The organism is Brevundimonas sp. (assembly GCF_019636155.1).
Lineage (GTDB): Bacteria > Pseudomonadota > Alphaproteobacteria > Caulobacterales > Caulobacteraceae > Brevundimonas.
In genome coordinates, this window is sequence record NZ_JAHBYB010000002.1 from 244,260 (window position 1) to 267,128 (window position 22,869).

Annotated in this window: 26 protein-coding genes, 3 tRNA genes and 1 other RNA gene; 16 read left to right on the forward strand and 14 right to left on the reverse strand. The window is 68.4% G+C overall.

Going from position 1 to position 22,869, the window contains the following annotated elements; genetic code table 11:
- Nucleotides 1-45: 45 nt before the first annotated feature.
- Nucleotides 46-978, reverse strand: a complete 933-nt coding sequence (kdsA, locus tag KF910_RS03130) for a 3-deoxy-8-phosphooctulonate synthase (protein ID WP_416354677.1) — start codon at nucleotides 976-978, stop codon at nucleotides 46-48.
- Nucleotides 979-1,033: 55 nt separating this feature from the next.
- On the opposite strand from kdsA, the gene sseA reads away from it, so the two are divergent.
- Nucleotides 1,034-1,873 (forward strand): 3-mercaptopyruvate sulfurtransferase, encoded by an 840-nt coding sequence (gene sseA, locus KF910_RS03135; RefSeq protein WP_292258755.1) that lies wholly within the window; start codon nucleotides 1,034-1,036, stop codon nucleotides 1,871-1,873.
- A 13-nt stretch (nucleotides 1,874-1,886) separates the two neighbouring features.
- On the opposite strand, the gene KF910_RS03140 is transcribed toward sseA, so the two are convergent.
- Nucleotides 1,887-3,194 carry a dicarboxylate/amino acid:cation symporter gene (locus tag KF910_RS03140; protein ID WP_292258756.1) on the reverse strand — a complete coding sequence of 436 codons (1,308 nt, stop codon included), beginning with the start codon at nucleotides 3,192-3,194 and terminating at the stop codon, nucleotides 1,887-1,889.
- A 23-nt stretch (nucleotides 3,195-3,217) separates the two neighbouring features.
- Nucleotides 3,218-4,315 (reverse strand): amino acid ABC transporter substrate-binding protein, encoded by a 1,098-nt coding sequence (locus tag KF910_RS03145; protein WP_292258757.1) that lies wholly within the window; start codon nucleotides 4,313-4,315, stop codon nucleotides 3,218-3,220.
- An 80-nt stretch (nucleotides 4,316-4,395) separates the two neighbouring features.
- On the opposite strand from KF910_RS03145, the gene metC reads away from it, so the two are divergent.
- Nucleotides 4,396-5,586 (forward strand): cystathionine beta-lyase, encoded by a 1,191-nt coding sequence (gene metC, locus KF910_RS03150; RefSeq protein ID WP_292258874.1) that lies wholly within the window; start codon nucleotides 4,396-4,398, stop codon nucleotides 5,584-5,586.
- Here the strand turns inward: metC and KF910_RS03155 are convergent.
- The 7 genes from KF910_RS03155 to KF910_RS03185 all read right to left on the reverse strand — a co-directional run bounded on the left by KF910_RS03155 (nucleotide 5,545) and on the right by KF910_RS03185 (nucleotide 9,735).
- A tRNA-Arg gene (locus KF910_RS03155) sits at nucleotides 5,545-5,621 on the reverse strand. The two genes, metC and KF910_RS03155, sit on opposite strands and share 42 nt — an antisense overlap.
- A 241-nt stretch (nucleotides 5,622-5,862) precedes the next feature.
- Nucleotides 5,863-6,168 carry an ETC complex I subunit gene (locus tag KF910_RS03160; RefSeq protein ID WP_292258758.1) on the reverse strand — a complete coding sequence of 102 codons (306 nt, stop codon included), beginning with the start codon at nucleotides 6,166-6,168 and terminating at the stop codon, nucleotides 5,863-5,865.
- Between the two features lie 62 nt (nucleotides 6,169-6,230).
- Nucleotides 6,231-7,163 (reverse strand): N-acetyl-gamma-glutamyl-phosphate reductase, encoded by a 933-nt coding sequence (gene argC, locus KF910_RS03165; RefSeq protein ID WP_292258759.1) that lies wholly within the window; start codon nucleotides 7,161-7,163, stop codon nucleotides 6,231-6,233.
- Between the two features lie 80 nt (nucleotides 7,164-7,243).
- Nucleotides 7,244-7,597, reverse strand: a complete 354-nt coding sequence (locus KF910_RS03170; protein WP_292258760.1) for a DUF559 domain-containing protein — start codon at nucleotides 7,595-7,597, stop codon at nucleotides 7,244-7,246.
- Between the two features lie 149 nt (nucleotides 7,598-7,746).
- Nucleotides 7,747-8,238, reverse strand: a complete 492-nt coding sequence (gene rpsI / locus KF910_RS03175; RefSeq protein WP_292258761.1) for a 30S ribosomal protein S9 — start codon at nucleotides 8,236-8,238, stop codon at nucleotides 7,747-7,749.
- 2 nt (nucleotides 8,239-8,240) lie between these two features.
- Nucleotides 8,241-8,714: a 50S ribosomal protein L13 gene (gene rplM, locus KF910_RS03180; protein ID WP_292258875.1), complete on the reverse strand. Its 474-nt coding sequence runs from the start codon at nucleotides 8,712-8,714 to the stop codon at nucleotides 8,241-8,243.
- A gap of 190 nt (nucleotides 8,715-8,904) precedes the next feature.
- On the reverse strand, nucleotides 8,905-9,735 hold the full coding sequence (locus KF910_RS03185) for a S1 family peptidase (protein ID WP_292258762.1): 831 nt from the start codon (nucleotides 9,733-9,735) through the stop codon (nucleotides 8,905-8,907).
- 92 nt (nucleotides 9,736-9,827) lie between these two features.
- Between KF910_RS03185 and KF910_RS03190 the strand changes: the two genes are divergently transcribed.
- Together KF910_RS03190 and KF910_RS03195 are read left to right on the forward strand one after the other, a co-directional pair.
- Nucleotides 9,828-12,005, forward strand: a complete 2,178-nt coding sequence (locus KF910_RS03190) for a S9 family peptidase (protein WP_292258763.1) — start codon at nucleotides 9,828-9,830, stop codon at nucleotides 12,003-12,005.
- A gap of 134 nt (nucleotides 12,006-12,139) precedes the next feature.
- Nucleotides 12,140-13,090 (forward strand): hypothetical protein, encoded by a 951-nt coding sequence (locus KF910_RS03195; protein WP_292258764.1) that lies wholly within the window; start codon nucleotides 12,140-12,142, stop codon nucleotides 13,088-13,090.
- A gap of 35 nt (nucleotides 13,091-13,125) precedes the next feature.
- Here the strand turns inward: KF910_RS03195 and KF910_RS03200 are convergent.
- Nucleotides 13,126-13,199, reverse strand: a tRNA-Gln gene (locus KF910_RS03200).
- Nucleotides 13,200-13,355: 156 nt separating this feature from the next.
- Between KF910_RS03200 and KF910_RS03205 the strand changes: the two genes are divergently transcribed.
- From KF910_RS03205 to KF910_RS03240, 8 genes are all read left to right on the forward strand, one after another.
- Nucleotides 13,356-13,432: transfer RNA gene (locus KF910_RS03205), tRNA-Pro, on the forward strand.
- Between the two features lie 80 nt (nucleotides 13,433-13,512).
- Nucleotides 13,513-14,061, forward strand: coding sequence for a DUF924 family protein (locus tag KF910_RS03210; RefSeq protein ID WP_292258765.1), 549 nt, complete (start codon nucleotides 13,513-13,515; stop codon nucleotides 14,059-14,061).
- 96 nt (nucleotides 14,062-14,157) lie between these two features.
- A complete protein-coding gene (locus tag KF910_RS03215) occupies nucleotides 14,158-15,120 on the forward strand; it encodes a CsgG/HfaB family protein (protein ID WP_292258766.1) in 963 nt (320 codons plus the stop codon).
- Nucleotides 15,121-15,301: 181 nt separating this feature from the next.
- Complete coding sequence (locus tag KF910_RS03220) at nucleotides 15,302-16,123, forward strand: thymidylate synthase (RefSeq protein ID WP_292258876.1); 822 nt, start codon at nucleotides 15,302-15,304, stop codon at nucleotides 16,121-16,123.
- Between the two features lie 6 nt (nucleotides 16,124-16,129).
- Nucleotides 16,130-16,990 (forward strand): nucleotide-binding protein, encoded by an 861-nt coding sequence (locus KF910_RS03225; RefSeq protein ID WP_292258767.1) that lies wholly within the window; start codon nucleotides 16,130-16,132, stop codon nucleotides 16,988-16,990.
- Complete coding sequence (locus KF910_RS03230) at nucleotides 16,987-17,283, forward strand: phosphoribosyl-ATP pyrophosphohydrolase (protein WP_292258768.1); 297 nt, start codon at nucleotides 16,987-16,989, stop codon at nucleotides 17,281-17,283. The genes KF910_RS03225 and KF910_RS03230 overlap by 4 nt, the downstream gene beginning before the upstream one ends.
- A complete protein-coding gene (locus tag KF910_RS03235; RefSeq protein WP_292258769.1) occupies nucleotides 17,280-17,813 on the forward strand; it encodes a dihydrofolate reductase in 534 nt (177 codons plus the stop codon). The genes KF910_RS03230 and KF910_RS03235 overlap by 4 nt, the downstream gene beginning before the upstream one ends.
- Before the next feature lie 12 nt (nucleotides 17,814-17,825).
- Nucleotides 17,826-18,146, forward strand: a complete 321-nt coding sequence (locus KF910_RS03240) for a YbjQ family protein (RefSeq protein ID WP_292258770.1) — start codon at nucleotides 17,826-17,828, stop codon at nucleotides 18,144-18,146.
- Here the strand turns inward: KF910_RS03240 and KF910_RS03245 are convergent.
- Nucleotides 18,143-19,228 carry an Mrp/NBP35 family ATP-binding protein gene (locus KF910_RS03245; protein ID WP_292258771.1) on the reverse strand — a complete coding sequence of 362 codons (1,086 nt, stop codon included), beginning with the start codon at nucleotides 19,226-19,228 and terminating at the stop codon, nucleotides 18,143-18,145. The genes KF910_RS03240 and KF910_RS03245 overlap by 4 nt on opposite strands.
- A gap of 83 nt (nucleotides 19,229-19,311) precedes the next feature.
- Between KF910_RS03245 and miaA the strand changes: the two genes are divergently transcribed.
- The 4 genes from miaA (at nucleotide 19,312) to KF910_RS03265 (ending at nucleotide 21,824) form a co-directional block, all read left to right on the forward strand.
- A complete protein-coding gene (gene miaA / locus KF910_RS03250) occupies nucleotides 19,312-20,202 on the forward strand; it encodes a tRNA (adenosine(37)-N6)-dimethylallyltransferase MiaA (RefSeq protein WP_292258772.1) in 891 nt (296 codons plus the stop codon).
- A gap of 198 nt (nucleotides 20,203-20,400) precedes the next feature.
- Nucleotides 20,401-20,764, forward strand: a transfer-messenger RNA (tmRNA) gene (ssrA, locus tag KF910_RS03255).
- A 109-nt stretch (nucleotides 20,765-20,873) separates the two neighbouring features.
- Nucleotides 20,874-21,353 carry an SspB family protein gene (locus KF910_RS03260; protein ID WP_292258773.1) on the forward strand — a complete coding sequence of 160 codons (480 nt, stop codon included), beginning with the start codon at nucleotides 20,874-20,876 and terminating at the stop codon, nucleotides 21,351-21,353.
- Nucleotides 21,354-21,419: 66 nt separating this feature from the next.
- Nucleotides 21,420-21,824, forward strand: a complete 405-nt coding sequence (locus tag KF910_RS03265) for a GFA family protein (protein ID WP_292258774.1) — start codon at nucleotides 21,420-21,422, stop codon at nucleotides 21,822-21,824.
- Here KF910_RS03265 and KF910_RS03270 read toward each other — a convergent pair.
- A complete protein-coding gene (locus KF910_RS03270; protein WP_292258775.1) occupies nucleotides 21,800-22,174 on the reverse strand; it encodes a RusA family crossover junction endodeoxyribonuclease in 375 nt (124 codons plus the stop codon). The two genes, KF910_RS03265 and KF910_RS03270, sit on opposite strands and share 25 nt — an antisense overlap.
- Nucleotides 22,171-22,806, reverse strand: coding sequence for a peptidylprolyl isomerase (locus tag KF910_RS03275; protein WP_292258776.1), 636 nt, complete (start codon nucleotides 22,804-22,806; stop codon nucleotides 22,171-22,173). The genes KF910_RS03270 and KF910_RS03275 overlap by 4 nt, the downstream gene beginning before the upstream one ends.
- Nucleotides 22,807-22,869: the final 63 nt, after the last annotated feature.

The following is a 22,869-nucleotide window of genomic DNA, read 5'->3' on the forward strand; positions in this document are numbered from 1 at the left end:
CCCGGTTGGACGACGTCCAACCGAACCGATTTCGCTCTGACGGATTCAGGCCGCCTTGGCGACCGGGCCCTTGAAGCCGCTGGCGATGGCCAGGTCGTCGAAGGCGATCAACTGGGCCGCCAGGGCCTCGAACTGATCGACCGGGACCATGTTCGGCCCGTCCGAGGGGGCGTTGTCCGGGTCCTGGTGCGTCTCCATGAAGACGGCGTCCACGCCCACCGAAACGGCCGCGCGGGCCAGGACCGGCACGAACTCGCGTTGGCCGCCCGAGGACGTGCCCTGGCCGCCCGGCTGCTGGACCGAATGGGTCGCGTCGAACACCACCGGACAGCCGATCTCGCGCAGCACCGGCAGGGCGCGCATGTCGGAGACCAGGGTGTTGTAGCCGAAGCTGGCGCCGCGCTCGCAGGCCATGACATTGGGGTTTCCGGCGCCCACCACCTTGGCGATGACGTTCTTCATGTCCCAGGGAGCCAGGAACTGGCCCTTCTTGATGTTGATGGCCTTGCCGGTGGCGGCGGCGGCCAGCAGCAGGTCGGTCTGGCGCGACAGGAAGGCCGGTATCTGCAGCACATCCACCGCCTGGGCGGCGATGGCGCAGTGTTCCTCGGTATGGACATCGGTCAGGACCGGCAGGCCGGTGACCTCGCGGATTTCGGCGAAGATGGGCAGGGAGCCTTTCAGACCGAAGCCGCGCGCGGCGCTGGCGCTGGTGCGGTTCGCCTTGTCGAAGCTGGTCTTGTAGATAATGCCGACATCCAGCCGCTGGCCGATCTCCTTCAGCTTGTGGGCCATCTCCAGGGCGTGCTGGCGGCTTTCCAGCTGGCACGGGCCGGCGATGAAGACGATGCGGCGGCCGCCCCCGATGGCGACGGGACGCGACAGGCCCTGGGAGATTTCGATGACGGCGTTGGGTCGGCTCACGGGCGGAACTTTCGTATGAGACGGGGCGTCTGGCGTAAGGTCTGACGCGCGCACGCCGTCAGGTGGCGCCGGCCGCCCAGGGTTTCAACCTATCACGAAGGAAAACGCCGTGACCATCGCCAGCCCCCTGATCACCACGGCCGAGCTGCAAGCGCGGCTGGGCGACCCCCGGCTGCGGATCGTGGACGCCAGCTGGCATCTGGACGGACGCGACGGCCGGGCCGAATTCGAGGCCGCGCGCCTGTCCGGCGCGGTCTTTTTCGACCTGGAGGCCGTATCCGCCCCCGACAGCGACCTGCCGCACATGTTGCCGGACGCGGCGTCGTTCGGCCGAGCCATGGGAGACCTGGGCCTGGGTCATGATGATCCGGTCGTCGTCTATGACGCCTCCGGCCTGTTTTCGGCGGCTCGGGCCTGGTGGATGCTGACGGTCATGGGCGCCCGCGATGTGCGGGTGCTGGACGGCGGCCTGCCGAAGTGGCGGGCGGAAGGCCGGCCCCTGAAGACTCAATCCGCCCCCCTGCCCCGGCCGGGCCGGTTCGAGGCCCGCCTGGACGCCGGCCAGGTTGTCGGACTGGACGATGTCCGCCAGGCCCTGACGCAGGGCGAGCAGGTGGCCGACGCCCGTGGCGCGTCGCGTTTCCGGGGCGAAGGGGCCGAGCCGCGCCCCGGCGTGCGCGGCGGCCATATGCCGGGGGCGCGCAACCTGCCCTACGCCAGCCTGCTGAACCCCGACGGGACGATGAAACGCGGCGAGGCTCTGGCGGCGGCCTTTCGGGACGCCGGACTGGACATCGAACGGCCGATCCTCACCACCTGCGGTTCGGGGGTGACGGCGGCGATCCTCAGCCTGGGTCTGGCCGAACTGGGCCGGACCTCGCGCCTGTATGACGGCAGCTGGGCCGAATGGGGCGGGCGTGACGATACGCCGGTGGCTGTCGGCGCCTAGGTTCTGTGGCCCCCTAGGGCGGCGGGGCGACCGGTTCGGGCCCGACGCTGACGGGCGCATCCTCTTCGCCCCGCGACACCACGGCGGCCGCGACCAGATCGCCGGTGACGTTCAGCGTCGTGCGGCACATGTCCAGGAAACGGTCGACGCCCAGGACCAGGCCGATCCCCTCGGCCGGCACGCCGACCATGACCAGGATCAGGGCGATGACCGGCAGGGAGCCGGCCGGAACGCCGGCCGTGCCCACGCCGCCCAGGATGCAGACCAGCATCACGATCAGCTGTTGCTGAAGGCTGAGATCCACGCCGAAGAACTGGGCCAGGAACAGGACGGTGACCCCCTCGAACAGGGCCGTGCCGTTCTGGTTGGCGGTGGCGCCGACAGTCAGGACGAAACGCGAGATGCGCCGGGGCAGTTTCAGCTCCTCCTCGGCTACGCGCAGCGACACCGGCAGGGTCGCGTTGGACGAAGCGGTCGAGAAGGCCACCACGATGGGTTCGCGCACCCCCTTGAAGAAGCGGACCGGGTTCATGCCGCCGCCGATCCAGACGGCCAGCGGATAGACCACGAACATGTGGATCGCCATGGCGCCCACGGCCACGGCGGCATAAGCGCCCAGCCGCACCAGCAGGTCCCAGCCGAAGACGGCGGCCAGGTTGAACATCAGGCAGGCGATGGCGATGGGCGCCAGTTTGATGACGAGGTTGATCAGCTTCATCATCACCTCGAACACCCCCTGCAGCGCCTCCTGCAGCCGGTCGGTCGAGGGCGACTTGGCCATGACCAGGCCGATGCCGAAGAACAGGGCGAAGATCATCACCGGCAGGATCTGGTTCTCGGCCGCCGCCGTGATGACGTTCGACGGGATCATGTCCAGGAAGAAGCGGCCGGCCTCGATGTTCTGAGGCGCGCTGCCGACGATGCCGGCGGCGCCGGCGGCGCCCTCCTCCAGCAGCCGTTGGGCCAGGGCGGGATCGACGCCGTCGCCGGGCCGGAACAGGTTGACCATGCCCAGGCCGATGGCCACCGCTATGCCCGAAACCACGATGGTGAACAGCAGGGTCTTCCAGCCGACGCGGCCCAGGGCCTTCAGGTCGCCCATTTCCGCCACCCCGATCACCAGGGCCGAGAACAGAAGCGGCAGGACCAGCATGAACAGAAGGCGCAGGAAGATCTGGCCGACCGACCGGATCAGCTCCATCAGCCAGGGCGCGGTCTCAAGCCCGTTCAGATTGACGATCAGGCCCCCGCCCAGGCCCGCCACAAAGCCCAGCAGCATCCACACATACAGCGGAATCCCGCCACGCTTCGTCGTTTCCATCTGCCCCCCGGGCGCTGTTGTCCTTATCGAACCGGCAGGCCGTAGATCAGCCCGGCCGGTCGCGCGTTCCATTGTGCGTTCAACCCGCGGGCCAGGTCGAGAGAAGATTTCGGCCCGATGTTGCGGTTGAAGATTTCGCCGTAATTACCTGTGCTGACTATGGCTTTCAAAGCCCAATCCTGCGGAAGGGCCAGCATTTCGCCGAAATGACCCTCGGAACCCAGCAGGCGCCGCACGCGCGGATCGCGACTGTCGCGGGCCATCTGGGCCGCCGTTTCCTGAGTCACCCCCAGCTCTTCGGCCAGGATCAGGGCGTTCAGGGTCCAGCGCACCACGGCCGCCCACTGTTCGTCGCCACGCCGCACGACGGGCCCGAGCGGCTCCTTGGACACGACGTCGGGCAGGATGGCGTGCTGGCCCGGGTTGGCCAGGGTCGAACGGGCGGCGGCCAGGGCCGAGATGTCGGCGGTGAAGGCGTCGCAGGCCTCGCGCTCATAGGCGGCGCGCGCCTCTTCTTCATTGGGAAGGACGACGGGCGTGTAGGCGATGCCGCGCGAGCGGAAATAGTCATCGGCGTTCAGCCGCGTCGTCGAGCCGGCCTGAACGCAGACGCGGGCGCCCTCCAGCTCGGTCGCGCTGGCCAGGTTCAGGGCGCGGCGCACCAGGAAGCCCTGGCCATCGTAATAGTTGACCCCGGCGAAGACGAAGCCGTCCCCCGCCTCGCGGCTCATGGTCCAGGAGGTGTTGCGCCACAGGACGTCGATTCGCCCGTCACGCAGGGCCGGCAGGCGTTCCTCGGCGCTCAGCGGAACGAAGCGCACCGCATCCCCGTCCCCCAGGACGGCGGCCGCCAGGGCGCGGCAGAAATCGACGTCGAAGCCCCGCCAGCGCCCACGGTTGTCGGTATAGGCGAAGCCCACCAGCCCCTGGTGCACCCCGCAGGCCAGCCGTCCGCGCGCCTTGATCGCGGTCAGGGTCGGGCCGGCGGGGATCTGGGCTTCCTTGCCCGCGCGCACCGCCGGGGTCTGATCCGAGGCGGGAACCGCATCGGGCGCCGGTTTGCGATCGCAGCCGACCAGGATCAGGGCCAGAAGAGCCATGGCGCCGCCGGTCAATCGCATGATCGCTGCTCCCTTGCTTGCGCCCCCCGAGGCTTTAGAGGCTTTTGAGCGCCGAACCGCAACCCGCGAAGGGATAATCCGTGCCGTTCTCCGACCGCACCCGTCTGATCGCCTCGGCCACCGCGCGCGGCGCCGGGCGTCGCCCCGTCAGCCCGCCGATCGAACGGGCCTCCACCCTGCTGAACGACGATCCGGCGCGGATGGCCGACGCCGCCGACGGCCCCGTCTATGGGCTGGACGGCACAGGGGCGGCGCGGGCTCTGCGCGCCGCCATCGCGGATCTGGAAGGCGCCGCGGACAGCTGGTTGACGCCGTCGGGACTGGCGGCGGTGACCGTGCCGCTGATGGCTCTGCTGAAGCCGGGCGACGCGGTGCTGGCCAGCGACGGCCTCTATGGTCCCACACGCCGGTTCCTGACCCGGTGGATGGCGGCGCGAGGCGTCACGACGCGGTTCCACCCGGCCGGCGCCGATGTGGCCGCCATCGTCGACCTGCTGACGCCGGCGACGCGGGTCGTGCTGATCGAAAGCCCCTCGTCCCTGACCTTCGAGATGACGGACGTCCCCGCCCTGGCCGCCGCCTGTCGCGGTCGCGGCGTCCTGACGGTGATGGACAACGCCTGGGGGGCGGGCCTGGCCTTCCGACCGCTGGCGCACGGGGTCGATGTCTCGGTCCAGCCCCTGACCAAATACGCGGCCGGTCATTCCGACCTGCTGATGGGGGCGATATCGGTGCGCGACCCCGCGGTCGGGCGGCGGATCGCCGAGACCATCGAGGACCAGGGCTGGCACGTCTCGCCCGACGACGCCTGGCTGGCGCTTCGGGGGCTACGCACCCTGCCGCTGCGCTATGCCGAACAGGAGGCGTCCGCGCGGCGCGTGGCGCAGTGGCTGGCGGCCCAACCCGAAGTCGCCCGCGTGTTGTGGCCCGCCCTGCCCGGTGATCCCGGTCAGGGTCTGTGGGCGCGCGACTATTCCGGCGCCGCCTCCCTGTTCGGACTGGTCATGCGCGGCGGAAACGAGACGCGGGCCCATGCCCTGATGCGGGGTCTGACCCTGTTCGGCCTGGGCTATTCCTGGGGCGGGTTTGAAAGCCTGATCACCTATGAGACGCCGCAAATGGCCCAGCGCCGGCATCCGCCCGTGCTGGAAGGTCCGCTGCTGCGGCTGCACGTCGGGCTGGAGGATCCGGAAGACCTGATCGCCGACCTGGAGATCGGCCTGGCCGCCTGGCGCGCCCACCAGGACTCGAACCTGGAACCGTCCGCTTAGAAGGCGGGTGCTCTATCCGGTTGAGCTATGGGCGCCTGCACAGGCAGACGTGATTTCGCTAGGGGAAACCGCGTCGCGGCTCAAGCAGCGAGCAACCGCGTTGCGAGCGGTAGGCGAACCCAAAGCCGCCTCAAGCAGCGAGCAACCGCGTTGCGAGCGTAGGCGAACCCAAAGCCGCCTCAAGCAGCGAGCAACCGCGTCGCGAGCGGTAGGCGAACCCAAAGCCGCCTCAAGCAGCGAGCAACCGCGTTGCGAGCGGTAGGCGCACTAAAAGACTCAATGCGTCCAGGACTGCTTGCGGTTGGTGGCGAAATTGTCGGCGTAGGCCTTCAGGATCACCGGCGGCTCGTTCGGCTCGTGCAGGCGGAACGGGATGCCGTGGCGCTCGGCATAGGCGACGGCCTCTTCCTGGGTGTCGAAGGTCAGGCGGACCTGGCCGTTCATATCGGTGGACGACGTCCAGCCCATCAGGGGGTCGAGGGTGCGGGCCGAGGCGGGCTCGAACTCCAGTCGCCAGTCGCGGCTCTTGGCCTTGCCGGACTGCATGGCGGTCTTGGCGGGACGATAGATGCGAGCGAGCATGGCGGGCCTTCGATGATCGAACAGGGGGTGAATAGCGGCGGCGGGTCCGTGGGTCCAGCGTCTCAGGCCAGGCCCGCCCCCTCGTCCAGGCCCAGCATCAGGTTCAGGTTCTGCACCGCCGCGCCCGAGGCGCCCTTGCCGAGGTTGTCCAACAGGGCCACCAGCCGCGCCTGTTCGCCATTGCGGTCGCCGAAGACGTGCAGGCGCAGGCGGTTGGTGCCGTTCAGCCCCTCGGGCGTCAGGCCGGTCATGGCCTCGGTGGTTTCCAGGTCCGCGACCTCGACGAAACGGGCGCCGTCATAGGCCTCGACCAGGGCGCCGTGGATCACCTCGATCGACGGCTGGGACGGCAGGGCCGACAGGTGCAGCGGAACTTCGACCAGCATGCCCTGGCGATAGTTCCCGACCGCCGGGGCGAACAGGACGGGCCGCGACAGGCCCGCATGGGTTGTCATCTCGGGCACATGTTTGTGCTTCTGCGTCAGGCCATAGGCGCGGAAGGGGTCGGGCGCGCCCTGCTCGAACTCGGCGATCATGGCCTTGCCGCCGCCGGAGTAGCCGCTGACAGCGTTGACGGTGACCGGCCAGTCGGCGGGGACCAGGCCCGCCCGCACCAGGGGCGCGACCAGGGCCAGGAAGCCGGTCGGATAGCAGCCGGGGTTGGAGACGCGCGTCGCGCCGGCGATCCGTTCGCCCTGGCCGGGCGCCAGTTCGGGGAAGCCATAGGTCCAGTCGGGATCGACGCGATAGGCGGTCGAGGCGTCGATGACCCGCACGGCCGGGTTGTCGACCATGGCCACGGCTTCGCGCGCCGCATCGTCGGGCAGGCACAGGATGACGGCGTCGGCGGCGTTCAGAGCCTCGCGCCGCGCCGCCACGTCGCGCCGCCGGTCGCCCAGCAGGATCAGTTGCAGATCGGACCGGCCCTCGACCCGCTCGCGGATCTCCAGCCCCGTGGTCCCGGCCTCGCCGTCGATGAAGAGGGTGTGGGTCATGGCTCGCTCCTAACCCTTCTCCCCTTGCGGGAGAAGGTGGCAGGCCGAAGGCCTGACGGATGAGGGGTCACGCAGGTCCGTCAGTCTTTGACCAGCTTCCGCTTTGAGGCGGCCGTGATCGCGTCGATGACCCCCCATGGGCGGTTCTCGATCTGGCTGTTGGGAAACCTCAGCACGATAAAATTCTCGGCAGCGAACCAGGCGTCCCGTTCGGCGTCATGGAGTGCGCGGTCTTCATGAGAGGGGCCGTCCGCCTCGACGATCAGTCTGTGACGGAGACAGACAAAGTCGGCGATGTAGCAGCCGATCACGACCTGGCGGCGGAACTTCAGGTCTTCCAGGCGCCGATCCCGAAGCAATCGCCAAAGGCGCCGCTCGTAAAGAGCCGGTTGGCGGCGCATCTCCTTGGCGCGAGACTGAAGCCAGTCGTCCATTTGGGAACGCTAGCGCGACGGACGGGGCGGTGCGACCCCTCATCCGTCAGGCTTCGCCTGCCACCTTCTCCCGCAAGGGGAGAAGGAAGAAAGAAAAAAGGGCGCTCCGGTTTCCCGAAGCGCCCCAAATCCAAACCGTATGATGCGGCTTAGCGCTTCGAGAACTGGAAGCTGCGGCGGGCCTTGGCGCGGCCGTATTTCTTGCGCTCGACGACGCGGCTGTCGCGGGTCAGGAAGCCGTGCGGCTTCAGGACCTTGCGCAGTTCCGGCTCATAGTGCGTCAGGGCGTGCGACAGGCCGTGGCGGATGGCGCCGGCCTGGCCCGACAGGCCCGAGCCCTCGACCGTGCAGATCACGTCGAACTGGGTCGTGCGGTCGGTGACCGTCAGCGGCTGGGCGACCATCATCTGCAGCACGGGGCGAGCGAAATAGGCGTTCAGCTCCTTGCCGTTGACGGTGATCTTGCCCGAGCCCGGCTTCACCCACACGCGGGCGATGGCGTTCTTGCGCTTGCCGGTCGAATAGGCGCGGCCCAGCTTGTCCAGCTTCTGGACGGCGGGGGCGGCGTCTTCGGCGGCCGAGGACATGCCCTTCAGGGCGTCGAAGCCGGTCGCGGCTTCGGTGTTGGCGACGTCGGTCATGCTCAGACGCTCCGGGTGTTCTTGGCCGACGCCGACGCGAAGTCGATCGTCTGCGGGTTCTGGGCCTGATGGGTGTGCTCGGCGCCGGCGAACAGGCGCAGGTGCGTCATCTGCTTGCGGGCCAGGGGCGATTCCTTGGGCAGCATGCGCTCAACGGCCTTTTCCAGCACGCGCTCGGGGAAGCGGCCGCCCAGCACCTTGGCCGGGGTCGTTTCCTTGACGCCGCCCGGGTGGCCGGTGTGACGGTAATAGACCTTGTCGGTGTTCTTGGCGCCGGTGAACACCACCTTGTCGACGTTGGTCACGATGACATAGTCGCCGCAGTCGACATGCGGGGTGTAGGTCGGCAGGTGCTTGCCGCGCAGGCGGTTGGCGATGAAGGTCGCGAGACGGCCCACCACGACGCCTTCGGCGTCGATATGGATCCACTTCTTCTCGACCTCGGCCGGCTTCAGCGAAGCCGTGGTGCTCTTCAGCATGACTGAGGATCCTTGGGAGGAGGCGAAACTGCATGCCCGGCCGGAGGTCGGACGAGCGGAAGGCGCGCTGATAGAGGATGCGGGCGGCGAGGTCAACGCCGATTGTGCGGCTTAAATCACATTATCACATTGAATTTTTACGATATTTCGTATTTGGTATTAAAATACCCGATAATTCGGATCCGTTTCACGGCCAGGGCGGTCCATCCAGCAGAACGATGGCTTCGCGCACATAGACGGCCTGCACCACAACGCCCAGGTTCAGCCGCTCGTCCGAGACCAGCACCTCCTGGGCCAGGACGCCGGCGATGAAGGGATGGTCCGGCTCGGCCTTGCCCGGCGCACTGCGCGCCGCCGGGGTCCAGAAGACCGGGCCGCCCGAGTTTCCGGGGAAGACGGTGAAATCCAGCAGGAAGGTCGGGAAGGCCGCGACGGGTGACAGGGGCCAGGACGCCACCCGTCCGACCCGCAGGATCGGAAACCCGGCCCGGTTCGACGACAGTCCGCGCGGAAAGCCCAGGGAGAACAGCTCGTCTCCCGGCCCGACCTGATAGGCGGCCAGGGTGTTCCGGTCGGCCAGCCAGCCCAGGGGAATGGCCGCGCGGGTGAAGGCGTCGGGCGCCGTGATCTCCATCACCGCGATGTCGCGATCCGGATGGCGGGTCCACAAGGGCTGGTCGTCCGCCGCGCGGATGGTCACGGGCTGAGGCTCGAACTTCCAGCTTCCGTCCGCCAGGGCCGAGCGCCAGCCCACGCGCATCTGCGCGCCCGGCATCTGGTTCAGCACATGGGCGGCGGTGACCAGAACGGTGCGGGGCGTCCCGTCGGGGCGCGGCGCCTCGATCAGAAAGCCGGCGCCGACCGTGCGCGTCCCCTGCCCGTCCGGCTGGTCCAGCTGGATCGTCGCCCCGATCAGGGCCAGGGTCAGGTCCCAGGCCGGGCGCGCGGGCGCCTGTGTGGACGCGGCGGCCTGGGCGGGCGCCGGCGGCTGGGGCGGCGTCTGAACCTGGATCCACATGGGCGATCCGCACTCCTGTTCCTTTGTTCATTTGACGGCGCCGGCGGGCCCGCACAAGGTCGCGCCGCTTGCAAGTCGGGAGCCTTTGCAGAATGAACCGCCGCGAACTGATCGCCTCGTCCGCCGCCCTGGCCGTCGCCGCCGGAGCGCCTGCCGTTTCCGCCCGCACCGCCCAGTCTTCAGGAGCCCCGATGCCCGTCCCGCCCGTCGCCAAGAAGGTCCCCGCCCGCATCGAGCAGCTGGGTCGTGTCCGCATCGACGACTATCAGTGGCTGAAGGACGACAACTGGCAGGCGGTTCTGCGCGATCCCACGCTGATCAAGGCCGACGTCAAGGACTACCTGACCGCCGAGAACGCCTATCGCGAGGCGATGATGGCCGGCACCCTGCCGATGCAGGCGGCCATGTTCGAAGAGATGAAGGGCCGCATCAAGCAGGACGACAGCTCGGTCCCCTCGCCCGACGGCCCGTGGGAATACTACACCCGCTTCCGCACCGGGGATCAGCACCCGCTGTTCTGTCGTCGCCCGCGCGCCGGCGGCGAGGAGCAGATCCTGCTGGACGCCAACGCCCTGGCGCAGGGCAAGGCCTATTCTCGCGTGGCGGCCACCGAACACAGCCCGGACCAGAGCCTGTTCGCCTATGCCGAGGACGCCCAGGGGTCGGAGGTGCACCAGATCTTCGTCAAGGACCTGGCGACCGGCCGGATGGTGGCGGACCCCATCGGTTCGGCGACCGGGAATTTCACCTTCTCGCCGGACAGCGCCTGGATCTTCTGGACCAACCGCAACGACAACGGCCGATCGGACAAGATATTCCGCCGCCCGGCGCGCGGGGGCGAGACGGTCCTGGTCTATGAGGAAGCCGACGAAGGCATGTTCACCGGCGTCGGCCGCACCTCCGACGACGCCTTCGTCATGATCACGATCAATGATCACGAAACCTCCGAGGCGCGCGCCATCCCCGCCGCCGATCCGACCGCGACGCCCGTGGTCCTGGAGCCGCGCCACGCCGGGCTTCAGTATGACGCCGACCACTGGGGCGACCGCTGGGTCATCCGCACCAACGCCGACGACAGCATCGACTTCAAGGTGGTCGAGGCGCCGACGGGGACGCCGGGCAAGGCCAGCTGGAAGGACCTGATCCCCCACACGCCGGGCCGGTTCATCGAGAACGTCACCGTTTCGTCCGGCCACCTGGCGCGCCAGGAGCGGGCCGACGCCAACACCCGCATCATCGTGCGCGACCGCGCCGGCGCCGAACACGGAATCGCGGTGGACGAGCCCGCCTACGCCCTGAACCTGTTGGGCTGGTCCGAGTTCGACAGCCCGATGATGCGCTACAGCTACAACTCGCCGTCCACGCCGACCTCGACATTCGACTACGACATGAGCTCGCGCGAGCGGACCCTGAAGAAGGTGCAGGAGGTGCCGTCGGGCCACGATCCGGCCGACTATGTGGTCGAACGGCTGAACGCCCCCGCCTCGGACGGCGAACTGGTGCCCGTCACCCTGCTGCGTCGCAAGGACACGCCGGTGGACGGCTCGGCCCCGGTGCTGCTGTATGGCTACGGCAGCTATGGCATCCCCATGGCCGCCAGCTTCTCGACCAGCCGGCTGTCGCTGGTGGACCGCGGCTTCATCTGGGCCATCGCCCACATCCGCGGCGGCTCGGACAAGGGCTGGAACTGGTTCCTGAACGCCCGGCGCATGACCAAGAAGAACACCTTCACCGACTTCATCGCCTCGGCCGAACACCTGATCGAGCGCAACTACGCCCGCGCGGGCAATATCGTGGCCTATGGCGGCTCGGCCGGCGGCATGCTGATGGGCGCGGTCAACAACATGCGGCCGGACCTATGGGCCGGGGTGATCGGCCAGGTGCCCTTCGTCGACGTGCTGAACACCATGAGCGACACCAGCCTGCCGCTGACCCCGCCGGAATGGCCCGAATGGGGCAATCCGCTGGAGGACGCCGAGGCCTATGACTACATCGCCAGCTACAGCCCCTATGACCAGATCACGTCACAGGCCTATCCGGCGATCCTGGCGGCCGGCGGCCTGTCGGACCCGCGCGTGACCTATTGGGAGCCGGCCAAATGGGTGGCCCGCCTGCGCCCGGCCAGCACCTCGGGCAAGCCGATCCTGCTGAAGATCAACATGGAGGCCGGCCACGGCGGCGCCTCGGGCCGGTTCGACTATCTGAAGGAACTGGCGGTCGACTACGCCTTCGCCGTCTGGGCGGTGGAGAAGGGCTGGGAGCGGGCCTGACCCGATCTTGCGGCCATCGGTTCGCCGCCGATGGCCGCGCCCTTCGGTCGGCGTTCGGAAGGGTATCGTCAGCTTACCCAGGCCCCGCCGCCCGCTAGGCTGAAGCTCCGAACCCTCATGGCGGAGCGCATACGATGACATCTCTTGATCGACGGACCCTGTTCGCGGGCGGACTGGCCCTGACACTCAGCCCAGCCGCGCCCGCCCTGGCGCGCGTTCTGCGGCAGGAGCCGAGCCGCGAGTTCCAGGTCCGCACCAATGTGGCCAACGCCCGCTACATCAAGCATCGGCCGAAGGTGGCGGTGGCCAGCTATGGCGTCAGCTTCTTCTACACCGGCAAGACCCGGACGATGTCCGGCGGCGGCGGCGCGCGGATCGACACCGCCCTTTACGGCGTCTCGCCCCAGATGATGACGGAAGTGGCCGAGGCCGCCTGCCTGGACCTGCGCGCGCGCCTGGCCGCCGCCGGGGAGACGGTCGTGGGCGTGGACGAGACCCGCGCCGCCCTGGCCGCCGCCAATACGCCTCTGCGCGACGGCAATCAGTTCCAGGGCCAGGGCACCTTCGACGGCGTCACTGTGGCCCAGCGCTGGCTGACGGTCGGATCGCAGACCGCGCCCATGGTCACCGGCTATTCCGGCGAGGCCAACAGCATGCTGGCGGGCATCGGAACCCGCAATCGCCTGGCCGCCGCCTCGGCCGCCCTGGACGCCATCATCCTGACGCCGGTGATGTGGCTGGACTACGCCCGCATGCGCGCGCGGCGCGGCGTGGGGGTGGAAGGCGAAGTGGTAGTGGGCGTGCGCGCCGCGCCGTCCGGCTTCATCGTGTCGGCCGCCGATCCGCGCGGGCGGTTGGTCATGGCCACCCTGTCGGTCGCCGACGATGTCTATTCCAGCCAGTCCTACGCCATGGACGTCAGCAGCGTGTCGGACCCCAGCGGCCTTCAGGCCCTGATGAACGTCAATATGAGCCACGCCCGCATCATCGCCGACCCGGCCCGCTGGACCCCAATCGCCCTGGACGCCGCGCGCGGCTACAACGCCGGCCTGACCGACGCGGTGCGCCAGATCCGGGCGGGGTGAGCGGGCGACGGATTGTCAGGGAAGCCGGACAGCGGTGGCTGGGGAACTAGGACTCGAACCTAGAATGACGGTACCAAAAACCGTAGTGTTACCATTACACCATTCCCCAGCAGGTCCGGTGATCCGCGCCGGCGGGCGGCGGGAGGGCGGTCGAATACGCCAAGGCCGCGGGGGATGCAACACCCGCTTTGCAGACAATTTTCGCCGGTGTGAAAACGACGCTTGCGGGCTCCAGGGGCCCTCGTTATAAGCCCCGACCTCAAGTCGGAGTGTGGCTCAGTCTGGTAGAGCACTGCGTTCGGGACGCAGGGGTCGCAGGTTCGAATCCTGCCACTCCGACCATCTTCCTCCCGCCTCGGAAATGATGATCCGCCGCCGCCTCTTCGTGGAAGACGGGCGCGCGGGCGCCTATCTGTTCGGGCATGAGCACACAGACAGATCCCAAGACCGTCGTCGACTTCTGGAAAGAGGCAGGCCCCGACAGATGGTTCGCCAAGGACGAGGCGTTCGACGCCGAATTCCGCGACCGCTTCATGGACGCCCATCTGGCCGCGGCGCGACGAGAACTGGATGGCTGGATGGACACGGCCGAGGGCGCGCTGGCCCTGATGGTCCTGCTGGACCAGTTTCCGCGCAATGTCTGGCGCAACACCGCCCACGCCTTCGCGACCGACCCGCTGGCGCGCCATTTCGCCCTGACGGCGCTGGACGCCGGCCGGGACCAGGAGGTCGAGAACGACCTGAGGCGGTTCTTCTACCTGCCGCTGCAACATGCGGAGGACATGGCGCTTCAGGACCTCCAGGTGCGCCTGTTCCAGGCCATGGATCGCCCCGCCGACGACCGCTGGGCCGAGCATCATCATGGGGTGATGACCCGGTTCGGCCGGTTCCCGCACCGCAATCGGGCGCTGGGACGTGAGACGACGCCCGAAGAGGCGGAATTCCTGAAACAGGACGGGTTCCGGGGCTGACGTCAGGTTCAGGCGCCCCGCAACGGCTTGGCTTTCGCATACCGCCACGCTAGCAAACGCATATCGGCTGTATCTGAAAGCCTCGAGGGGAATTCCATGACCAAGCCCGTTCTGACCACCGCCCTGGCGGCCGTGGTCGCCCTGTCCGCCGTCGCGCCGACGGCCCAGGCCCAGAGCCGCCGCAGCGGCGCCCAGCGCACCCAGGACGCCCAGGTGGCCCAGATTCCGCGCTGCACGCGCAACCTGGGCACCATCACCATCGCCGATGGTCAGGCGGACGTCTTCCGCGAGCTGCAGCTGTCGCCCCCGCAAAGCCTGCTGCGCGTGGTGATCCAGCGTTCGGGCTGCTTCACCCTGGTGGATCGGGGCGTGGGCATGAGCGTGGCCCAGCGCGAGCGTGAACTGGCGGGACAAGGCGGGCTGCAGCGCGGTTCCAACGTCGGCGGCGGCCAGGTGCGGGCGGCCGACTATGTGCTGGTCGGCGAGGTCGCCAGCCAGAACGCCAACTCGGGCGGCAGCGCCGTGGCCGGGATCGCCGGCGCCCTGATCGGCGGCACGGCCGGGGCCCTGGTCGGCGGCATCCGCACCCGCCGCTCGGAAGCCAATGTGGTCCTGTCGCTGACGGACGTCCGCACCTCGGAAACCGCCCTGGTCACCGAAGGCTACGCCTCGAAGAACGACCTGGGCTGGAGCGCCGGCGGCGGCGGCTTCGGCTCGACCGGCTTCGGCGGCGCCGTGGGCGGAGGCTATGAGAACACCGAAATCGGCCGGATCGTGTCCCAGGCCTTCATCAGCGCCTATGCCGACATGGTCACCCAGATGGGCGGCCTGGGCGAGGCCGGATCGGCCGCGGCCCGCGCCCCGATCGAGAGCTATACGGTCCAGCAGGCGGCCACCCTGAGGGCCGAACCGCGCACCGGCGCGGCGGTCGTCCGCGCCCTGCCCGTCGGCCTGCGCGTCTATCCCACCGGCAACCGCAACGGCCCGTGGTGGGAAGTGATCGACGACAACGACAACACCGGCTGGGTCCAGAATGAGCGCCTGGCCCAGAGCCAGTAACCGCATCGTCCCATCGGGATGCGAGCAGCGGCCTCCGAGTGATCGGGGGCCGTTTTTCGTTCCACCATGCGTCCACAGAAGTGTGACCGCCCGGCACCGAAACCGGGCGCCTCGAATCACCCATCTGCGTCAAGCTGGCGGCATGAACGCCCAGGCCGCCTTCGCTGATCCGCACGACCGCATGGACGCCGCGCCCGCGGACCATCCGGAATGGCAATATCTGAACCTGCTGCGCGACATCCTGGACAACGGGGTGCGGCGCGACGACCGGACCGGCACGGGCACCCTGGGCGTGTTCGGCCGCCAGATGCGGTTCGACCTGGCCCGTGGCTTTCCCCTTCTGACCACCAAGAAGCTGCACACCCGGTCGATCATCGTCGAACTGCTGTGGTTCCTGCGCGGCGAGACCAACATCCGCTGGCTGAAGGAGAACGGCGTCAGCATCTGGGACGAATGGGCCGACGCCGAGGGAGAGCTGGGCCCCGTCTACGGCAAGCAGTGGCGCAGCTGGACCGCGCCGGACGGCCGCGTCATCGACCAGATCGCCAAGCTGGTCGAAGGGCTGAAGACCAACCCCAACAGCCGCCGCCATATCGTCAGCGCCTGGAACCCGGCCGACGTCGACGACATGGCCCTGCCGCCCTGCCACTGCCTGTTCCAGTTCTTTGTCGCGGACGGAAAACTGAGCTGCCAGCTGTATCAGCGCAGCGCCGACGTCTTCCTGGGCGTGCCGTTCAACATCGCCAGCTATGCGTTGCTGACCCTGATGATCTGTGAAGTGACGGGGTATGAACCCGGCGAGTTCATCCACACCTTCGGGGACGCCCATATCTATCTCGACCATCTGGAGCAGTCGAAGCTCCAACTGACCCGTTCGCCGCTGCCCTTCCCCAAGCTTTCGTTCCGGCGGCGGCTGCACGATATTTTCGAATTCAAGCGCGAGGATATCGTGATCACTGGATATGAGGCGCATCCTCATATCCCGGCAAAGGTCTCAAAATAGCGCATCGTGACCCGACCCGGTCTCTTCATTGGCTCTTCAAGCGAAGCTCTGGACGTCGCCTATTCCCTCCAGGCGATGCTTGAATATGAGACCGACCCCACGGTTTGGACCCAGGGAGTGTTTCGGCCCTCGTCCCAGACATTGTCGGACCTCGTCCGAGAAGCCCGCGAGACGGATTTCGCAGCCTTCATCTTCGCTCCAGACGACATCGTCACCGTGCGAGGTGAGACGACGCACGTCGTGCGCGACAATGTCCTGTTCGAGTTGGGCCTGTTCATCGGAGCCTTGGGCGTTGAGCGATGCTTCCTGGTCACGCCGCGCAATTCCGAGCCCTTGAAACTGCCGTCCGATCTGCTGGGCGTGACACCGCTCCGCTATGCAGCAGACCGCGGCGACGGGAGACTGATGGCCGCGCTCGGGCCCGCCAGCCACGCCATTCTCGAGCAGGTTCGAAGGTTTGGACGACGCTCCAGCGCTCCAGAGACGTTGACTGAGGCGGCGGCGCCCACTCCGACTGAAATCGCTGATTTGACTGAACGCTTCCTGGCCGAATGGGGCGATGGCGACCTTCTCCTCGCCCGAGCGCGCCTGCGCAAGGGCGCGCCGATGCATATGCTCGAGGACGAGGACGGCCAGGCGACCCGGGACGTGAAGGCGCTGTTCAACTTCCTCAACGGCATGGCGGATGCGGTCATCGCGGGCCGCGCCGACGAAGAACGTCTCAAGCCGGTCTTTGAAAATCCCGTGCGTTCGGTGTGGCGACACGCTTTCACCTATCTCGCGCCGCTGAACGTGGCGGATGAATGGTGGAGTCCCCTGCCCCAGATCGCGGAATTAGACCGACGCTGGAGCCGAGATCAGTTTTGACCCTTTCCGATCTCACCGCCTCCGTCCTGCGCATCTCCGACATCTACGCCGCCGAGCACGGCATAGAGCGCGACCGCGACTGGGCGCTGTTGAAGCTGCAGGAGGAGCTGGGCGAGCTGACCGCCGAGCATCTGCGGCTGTCGGGCCGGGCGCGGGGGGCACCGGACCCAAGGGCCCTGGCGGATGAGGCGGCTGATGTTCTGGGGATGCTGCTGATCTATTGTGATCGGGCCGGCGTCGATATCGAACAGGCCATGAAGGACAAATGGCTGAAATGGCTGGAGCCGAAATGAGCGGCCTGCCTGATCTGGTCCTGGTCGTCGCGCGCGATGTGAACGGCGTCATCGGGCGGGACGGCGGCCTGCCGTGGCGGCTGCGCAGCGATCTACAGCGGTTCAAGGCCATCACCATCGGCAAGCCCTGCATCATGGGCAGAAACACCTGGGAGAGCCTGCCGCTGCGGCCCCTGCCCGGCCGGCTGAACCTGGTCCTGACCCGCGACGAAGGCTACGGAGACGCCGGCAAGACCAGGGGGGCGCTGGTGGTCACCAGCCTGGACGAGGCGCTGGAGATCGCGCGCGAACAGGCGATGGAGGACGGCGTCAACGAGATCTGCGTCATCGGCGGCGCGGCGCTTTACGCCGCCGCCCTGCCCCGCGCCAAGCGGCTGTATCTCACCGAGGTGCAGACCGAGGTGGACGGCGGCGACACCTGGTTCCCGGCCTTTGACGCAGACGCCTTCGTCGAAACCGCGTCGGAGAGGGTTCCGGCGGGCGAGAAGGACGACCATTCCATGGTGTTCCGCGTTCTGGAACGACGCTGAAGGAGACGCCCCATGATCATCACCACCGCCAACGACCTGCCCGGCCATCGCATCGTCCGCACCATCGGCGTGGTGCGCGGCATCACCGTGCGTTCGCGCAACGCCGTGGCCGATGTGGTCGGCGGGCTGCAGTCGATGCTGGGCGGACGGGTCGGGGCCTATGTCAAACTGGCCGAAACCGCGCGGCAGGAAGCCTATGACGACCTGATCGCCCATGCGCGCGAGCTTGGCGCGGACGCGGTGATCGCCATGCGATACGACGCCAATGAAATCATGCCGGGGATCACCGAGGTCCTGGCCTATGGCACGGCGGTGAAGATCGAAGCCGCCTAGAGGCCCAGCGCCTCCTCCACGCGCGCGGCGATGGCGGCGAAGCGGGCGGCGAGGTCGCCGTTCGGATCGCTGGCGACCACGGGCGTTCCCGCATCGCCGGCCTGACGCAGGGAGGCGTCCAGCGGCAGGTCGCCCAGGAAGGCCACGCCCAGGCGCGCCGCCTCCGCCGCCGCCCCGCCCTGGCCGAAGACCGGGCCGCTCATGTTCTCGATCAGGCCCAGGGTCGGGACGCCCACCTGCTGGAACAGGGCATGGCCGCGCCGGGCGTCGGCCAGGGCCACCTCCTGCGGCGTCGAGACGATCACGGCCCCGTCCAGCGGCGTCTTCTGGATCAGGGTCAGCTGCACGTCGCCCGTGCCCGGCGGCAGATCGACCACCAGCACGTCCAGCGACGCCGCCTCGGTTCCCCAGCGCGTCTGGGTCAGCATCTGGGTGATGGCCTGGCTGGCCATCGGCCCGCGCCAGATCATGGCGTCGCCCGCGCCGGTCAGCAGGCCGACCGACATGGCCTTCAGCCCATGGGCCAGATGCGGCTGCATCGCCCCATCGACGTATTCAGGCTTGCCCGACAGGCCCAGCATGGTCGGCAGGGACGGGCCATAGACATCGGCGTCCAGCACCCCGACCGACAGGCCGCGCGCCGCAAGCGCCGCCGCCAGATTGACCGCGACGGTGGACTTGCCCACCCCGCCCTTGCCACTGGCCACCGCCAGGACGCGGCGCACATGGGCGGGACGGTCGATGGGCACGGGCGCCTTGGGCCGCCCCTGATCCATCGCCGCCCTGGACAATCCGGCCGTGCGCGCGCGCGGCGGCTGGGCAGGCGGCGCGGGCGGCGGGCCTTCGTCGCTGAGCACCACCAGCACCCGCTGGACCCCTGGCAGTGCCTTCAGCGCCGCCTCGGCCTGGCCGCGGATGGCCTCATAGTCGCCCTTGCGCCCGCGCGGCACGTCCAGGGCGCAGCCGGCCCGGTCGTCGGCCGCCACCACCCCGCGCGTCAGCCCGGCGGCCACCAGCCCCTGGCCCGAGGCCGGGTCGATGATCTGGTCCAGGGCCTGAAGAACGGCGTCGCGGTCGGGCACGGAGGGCATCCTGCGCTTGCGGGAAAGGGCTTGGGCGTCACATATCGGAAGCCGCGCCGCCGAACCAATCCCCGTGAGCGAAGTTGACGCATCCGCCCCTCACCCTGATCGCCGGTCCGACCGCTTCGGGCAAGTCGCGCCTGGCGCTGGAGACGGCCCGAACGACCGGGGCGGCGATCCTGAACGCCGACAGCCAGCAGCTGTACGCCGACCTGAGCATCCTGTCGGCGCGGCCGTCGGCCGAGGATGTGGCGGCGGCCGAACATCGTCTGTATGGCGTCGCCGACGCCGCGGACGCCTGGTCGGTCGGGCGATGGGCGCGGGCTGTGCTGAACGAGATCGGGGCGCTGGAGGCCGAGGGGCGTCCGGCGATCCTGGTCGGCGGCACGGGGCTGTATTTCCTTTCTCTGACCCGAGGGTTGGCGGATATTCCTGAGGTTCGAGTCGAGGTCCGGGACCAGAGCCAGGCCGCGTTTGACAACGAGGGCGAGGCCGTCTTCCGCCGCCGCCTGGGCGCCGTCGATCCTCAGACCGAGGCCGCCATCGCGCCCGGCGATCGCCAGCGACTGGTCCGGGCCTTCAGCGTCCACGCCCAGACCGGCCGGCCGCTCAGCGCCTTCAAGGCCGACACCCGCCCCCTGATCGCGCCCGACCGCTGGACCGGCCTGGTGATCGAGCCTGAGCGTGAACGTCTCTATGCCGCCTGCGACGCGCGAGTGGACCTGATGATCGAAGGCGGCGCCCTGGACGAGGTGCGCGCCCTGATGGCCCGGCGCCTGGACCCCGGCCTTCCGGCCATGAAGGCGGTGGGCGTGCGCGAACTGGCGGCGCATCTGGCGGGCGAGATGATGCGGGACGACGCGGTCGCGGCGATGAAACAGGCCACCCGCAACTACGCCAAACGCCAGCTGACCTGGTTCAGGAACCAGACGCCGGACTGGCCGCGTCATCCGGGCCAGGTGATGAGCCCATAAGCCTCGTCACCCTCGGGCTTGTCCCGAGGGCCCATGGCGGCCGCAGGCCGGACTGGTGGCTGTTCTGGCTTTTGGTCAACACCATCCGCGTTCGAGGACGACGCGAAGAGGGGCCCTCGGGACAAGCCCGAGGGTGACGGACTGTTGAAGGCCTTTATGAAACTTGGACTGGAGTATGAGGCCACGTCCTAGGCCTAAGCCCTTCAAATCCGGCGCTGGAACCGCTATATTGGCCTTGTCCGGGTTCGCCCGGACTATGGCGATAAACGCGCCTGTAATAAGCGGACCGGACCCGGGTGCGATTCCCGGCGGCTCCACCAATCTCTTCCGCGTTATCGGCGGGACTGTGCGGGGCCGACTAGCATCGACGGACGTGTAAAGAGGATTGCTTTCGCTCGTCCTGGCCCACCGCATCGGGCCTTTAACTAACTGCGAACGATAACTTCGCTGAGGAATACGCTGTCGCCGCGTAATGCGGTTCCGGTAATTCCAACCTAAACTCCTGGGGGTTCAGATCTTCAGGCGGGGCCTGTCGGGAGCCTGGCAACAGAATCCCGGCGCTTATCCCCGATCTCGCCCCGCCCAAATCGCCCTTGCGCCAGATTCGCGGCCGCGCGGCCTTCCGTCCGCGCCACGGCGCCGCTATCAACGCGCGAGCAGCAGGATCGCCAATGGCCCAGGAAAAGCCCCCCGTCGACGAGATGCACTATGAGCAGCTCGCCCAGGATGCGCTGCGGGGCGTGATCCGCGCGGCGCTTGAGCGCGCGGCCAGTCCGTCCGGCATTCCCGGCGCCCACCATTTCTACATCACCTTCAAGACCCGCGCGGCGGGCGTTTCACTGCCGCCCGACATCATGGCCAAATACCCGGACGAGATGACGGTGGTGCTGCAGCATCAGTTCTGGGACCTGTCGGTCGAGCCCGAGCTGTTTTCGGTGATGCTGAAGTTCGGCGGCCTGCCGAAGGTGCTGGTGGTGCCCTACAAGGCCGTGACGCGTTTCTATGACCCCAGCGTGCAGTTCCTGCTGCCGTTCGAGCCGCCCGAGATCGTCGAGGACGAACCCGAGCCGCCGACGCCCGAACCCGAACCCGCCCCGTCGGGATCGGAGGGCCCCAAGGTCGTCTCCCTGGATCAGTTCCGCAAGAAATAGGCGCGAAACCCGCTTGACGACCGCGCCTTGAAGCGAGAACATTTGGCGAACATCATGGAGGGTGAAATGCTGACCGGAGGCTGTCACTGCGGGGCCGTGCGCTATGAGATGCCGGCCGAGGTCGCGCACCACGCCCTGTGCCATTGCACGGATTGCCGCAAGACCAGTGGGGCGCCGGCCGTGGCCTGGGCCCTGGCCCCCACGGATCAGGTGAAGATCACCGGCAAGACCCAGGCCTATGCCTCGTCCGAACATGCGCAGCGGCATTTCTGCGCGGCCTGCGGGACCGGCCTCTTCTACACCAACGCGGTCATCTTTCCCGGCATGATCGACGTGCAGAGCGCCACCCTGGACGATCCCGACGCCATTCCCCTGCAGGGGCAGATCCAGACGGCGGAACGGATCGGCTGGATGGGCGAACTGGATCGGCTGCCGTCGTTCGAGCGCTATCCGGGACCGCCCGCCGACTGACGCGGGAAGGCGCGCAGGGTGATGCGTTCGCGTTCGCCCTCGCGCCGTTCGACCAGCAGGCGCGCCACCTGGGCGTCGTCGTGGAACAGATAGCCCTTGATGGCGTCCAGCAGGGCCTTGGCCAGGTTGTCCAGGTCCATCCAGGGCGGATCGCCGACATGCTCCATCACGATCTCGACCGTGAAGTCGCCCCAGGACGGACGCGCGCCGCGCCATTCCTTGCGCATGAATTCATAGACCAGGGGCTTGTAGTATTTGGCCTGGGTGGTCAGGCCGTCGATGGCGATCTCGACCGCATCGCCGATCTCGCGCGCCCGGACCTTGCCCGTCCCGACCCAGCCGTCGTTCAAGCCGCGCACCGCGCCGGCATGTCACCGACCAGACGCGCCGAAAGGATGCGGATCGGCGGGGTCAGCTGCTCCTCCCCATCGGCCGGCGACATCTGGATGCGCCGCGCCACGTCCAGGCCCTGGGTCAGGCGGCCGAAGGCGGCGAAACCCTGGCCGTCGGGATTGCGCCCGCCGCCGAAATCCAGGCTGGGCGTGTCCTGGGTGACGATGAAGAAGCTGGAGGTCGCGCTGTCCGGCCCATCGCGCGCCATGGAAATGACGCCCGCCTGATGGCTGAGGCCTGTGTCGCGCGTCCGCTCCAGCCGGATCGGCGGGCGGCGGTCGTCGTCGGACCCTTGCGGCGTCGCGGCCTGGATCACGTCGATGGGGTTGGGATTGGCGGTGTTGGTCGCGCGCACCACGGTGCGGAAAAAGGCCCCGCCGTCATAGTCGCCCGCCGCGACATAGCTCAGGAAGTTGCACACGCTGACCGGCGCCCGGTCCAGGGCCAGTTCGACGACCATGGTCCCGGCGTCAGTCTCGATCCGCACCGACGGTGCCGCGTCCTGCCGGGCCATCGCCGCAGAACCGGCCAGCGTCATGATTGCACTGAGAGCCAGCAGCGCCGCCGTCCGACCCGTCGCCATGCTCATGTCCCCGACCTCCGCCTTGTTCCCGCGCCTTGCCGTGCTACACCGCCGCGCATCCTCCCGCCA

Coding starts and splice junctions, on each gene's coding strand:
- KF910_RS03160 (WP_292258758.1), bottom strand. CDS start 6,168: ATGCTCGCTCGCATCTATCGTCCCGCCAAGACCGCCATGCAGTCCGGC.
- KF910_RS03190 (WP_292258763.1), top strand. CDS start 9,828: ATGAACCGCCGCGAACTGATCGCCTCGTCCGCCGCCCTGGCCGTCGCC.
- KF910_RS03220 (WP_292258876.1), top strand. CDS start 15,302: ATGGACGCCGCGCCCGCGGACCATCCGGAATGGCAATATCTGAACCTG.
- KF910_RS03195 (WP_292258764.1), top strand. CDS start 12,140: ATGACATCTCTTGATCGACGGACCCTGTTCGCGGGCGGACTGGCCCTG.
- KF910_RS03260 (WP_292258773.1), top strand. CDS start 20,874: ATGGCCCAGGAAAAGCCCCCCGTCGACGAGATGCACTATGAGCAGCTC.
- rpsI (WP_292258761.1), bottom strand. CDS start 8,238: ATGACCGACGTCGCCAACACCGAAGCCGCGACCGGCTTCGACGCCCTG.
- argC (WP_292258759.1), bottom strand. CDS start 7,163: ATGACCCACACCCTCTTCATCGACGGCGAGGCCGGGACCACGGGGCTG.
- KF910_RS03240 (WP_292258770.1), top strand. CDS start 17,826: ATGATCATCACCACCGCCAACGACCTGCCCGGCCATCGCATCGTCCGC.
- KF910_RS03210 (WP_292258765.1), top strand. CDS start 13,513: ATGAGCACACAGACAGATCCCAAGACCGTCGTCGACTTCTGGAAAGAG.
- KF910_RS03215 (WP_292258766.1), top strand. CDS start 14,158: ATGACCAAGCCCGTTCTGACCACCGCCCTGGCGGCCGTGGTCGCCCTG.
- KF910_RS03275 (WP_292258776.1), bottom strand. CDS start 22,806: ATGAGCATGGCGACGGGTCGGACGGCGGCGCTGCTGGCTCTCAGTGCA.
- KF910_RS03185 (WP_292258762.1), bottom strand. CDS start 9,735: ATGTGGATCCAGGTTCAGACGCCGCCCCAGCCGCCGGCGCCCGCCCAG.
- KF910_RS03235 (WP_292258769.1), top strand. CDS start 17,280: ATGAGCGGCCTGCCTGATCTGGTCCTGGTCGTCGCGCGCGATGTGAAC.
- KF910_RS03140 (WP_292258756.1), bottom strand. CDS start 3,194: ATGGAAACGACGAAGCGTGGCGGGATTCCGCTGTATGTGTGGATGCTG.
- KF910_RS03145 (WP_292258757.1), bottom strand. CDS start 4,315: ATGCGATTGACCGGCGGCGCCATGGCTCTTCTGGCCCTGATCCTGGTC.
- KF910_RS03265 (WP_292258774.1), top strand. CDS start 21,420: ATGCTGACCGGAGGCTGTCACTGCGGGGCCGTGCGCTATGAGATGCCG.
- KF910_RS03170 (WP_292258760.1), bottom strand. CDS start 7,597: ATGGACGACTGGCTTCAGTCTCGCGCCAAGGAGATGCGCCGCCAACCG.